Here is a 1,948-nt window from a genome sequence, read left to right on the forward strand (position 1 = left end):
GTGTAGCGATCAAAATTGGCGTCGGTAAATTGGTAGTAAAGTCTCAGTTGTTGCAGCTGACGATTACTTTGTAATAAGGGGCGGGTATCCCACAGGGGAATGTTGTCGATGGTTAGGTGATTTTTTTCTAGATCGGTGCTGGTGAGATTACCTTGGGGGTTAAAGGTTTCAGCTTCAATACTATCGAGGTCAAAAGCTGCTCTCGTCAGGGCAATAGTCCGAGCAATATAGGGTCTTTCTAAGGCTAACTCGTTGGGTTCGACTTTAAACCGTTGCACTGCTGCAGGTAAGATTATCCCAGCAATTCCCCATATCCCTAGGTATAAGCCGAGTATCCACAATGCTACTGGTATTTTGGTGGGCAGGCGGCGTATCCAGAAAATTGCTCTCAAGAGTAACAACAGTGCGATCGCAAATGCGAGAATGCTCAATCCTGTATTAAAGGGCAACTTGACTGAGACATTGGTATAGCCCGCACCATAAGCAACACCACGGGTTGAATACAGTAAGTTGTACCGGGAAAGCCAATAGTGGAAGGCTGTGATTGCCGACACAGCAGACCCAAGGCCATACAGGTGTCGTAGTTGGTTTTGGGAAAATCCCGGAAATTTCCCATCTGAGAGGCTATTGCCTGAGGTTAAGTAAATTAGCCATACCGCAACTAGACCAAAGAGAAATAAGCCCCCTAGCCAAAAATTCAATAGTTGCCATACCGGTACACCAAATACGTAGAAGCCGATATCCTGTCCAAATAGTGGCTCGGTAGTGTTAAAGTGAGTGGGATAGAGATACTCTAAAATTCTGCCCCATTGTTCTGAAATCACCATCGCCCAGGCAAAACTTAGTGCTAGGGCGATCGCTCTTAACCACAACTGAGCATTTACCATTAGCCCTACCATCACTGCGGAGATCATCCCCAGCTGCCAAACCAGATTGCTTCTGGATTCTGATAAAAATAGCTTTCCGAGAGATACCCAACCCAAGGGTGACGGTAGGGGGGGTGTCGCTTCACTCATAAAGGTGGCTGACAAGGTTTCTCGATGGAAATGCCAAACAGAAAAGGCCATTTTTCCGTAGTACAACAGCACCACCCCAACTAATAAACTGAGTGCTAGGGCAAATGGCAAAAGCGATCGCAATCTGAAGGCTGGGCGTTTTTTAGAAAATTTTCCTCTTGGTCTCACTCCCGATCTCACTATTGGGGAGGGTGAGTTTAACCGTGTTTGGTTAAGGGTTAAGGATGAAGAGTCAAGAGTCTTGAACCCTTTTAGCCAGGTAATCTCGAGATCTGCTAAGTTTTCTGGATGCTTGAAATGGTTGGCTAACCATAAATTGGTGAGCAAAAACCCCAATGATATGATAAATACAATTACCCACAAACTCAGCTGGGTCTGCAAACGCAGAAAGAAAGCGGATAGATAATCCACTTCCGTGAACCATAGAATTTCTGCTACCAGGTGAGATAGTAAATTCCAAGCTATCCATACACCCACTAGCCCAGTAACCCAGCGCAAGAGTTTGGTCATTGGTCTTTAGTTTTTGGTCATTACCAGCATAGCGTGGTCTATCAAAAACTAAGTATTCAGCTGTCAGCCGTCAGCCGTCAGCTTATTTTTCAAGTGGCATGCGCTATGGGCATAAACTGTTCGGTGTAGCGTCACCACAGGCTTTTAGCCGTTCGCGTAGCTGATAGCTGATCGCTGATAGGTCTCCAAAAAATACCAATTCAAGTAGGGTGGGCAACGTTCTGTGTACTATAATAAACATTTGAACCAAACTGTTTTTGCCCACCCTACAAGTTTTTGATACAAGTAGGGTGGCCAACGTTCTGTGTACTATAATAAACATTTGAACCAAACTGTTTTTGCCCACCCTACAAGTTTTTGATACAAGTAGGGTGGCCAACGTTCTGTGTACTATAATAAACATTTGAACCAAACTGTTTTTG

General features: G+C 44.8%; 2 protein-coding genes. Both read right to left on the bottom strand.

From position 1 onward, the window contains the following. On the bottom strand, positions 1-1,526 hold a 1,526-nt coding region (locus F6K37_RS09575; RefSeq protein WP_287249761.1), incomplete at its 3' end, for a UPF0182 family protein. 103 nt (positions 1,527-1,629) lie between these two features. Then, on the bottom strand, positions 1,630-1,767 hold the full coding sequence (locus F6K37_RS09580) for a hypothetical protein (RefSeq protein ID WP_287249762.1): 138 nt from the start codon (positions 1,765-1,767) through the stop codon (positions 1,630-1,632). Between the last annotated feature and the right edge of the window lie 181 nt (positions 1,768-1,948).

The organism is Moorena sp. SIO4E2 (assembly GCF_010671945.1).
GTDB lineage: Bacteria > Cyanobacteriota > Cyanobacteriia > Cyanobacteriales > Coleofasciculaceae > Moorena > Moorena producens.

Excerpts from the sequence above, each read along its gene's own strand:
- F6K37_RS09580 (WP_287249762.1), bottom strand. The coding sequence starts at position 1,767 with ATGTTTATTATAGTACACAGAACGTTGCCCACCCTACTTGAATTGGTA.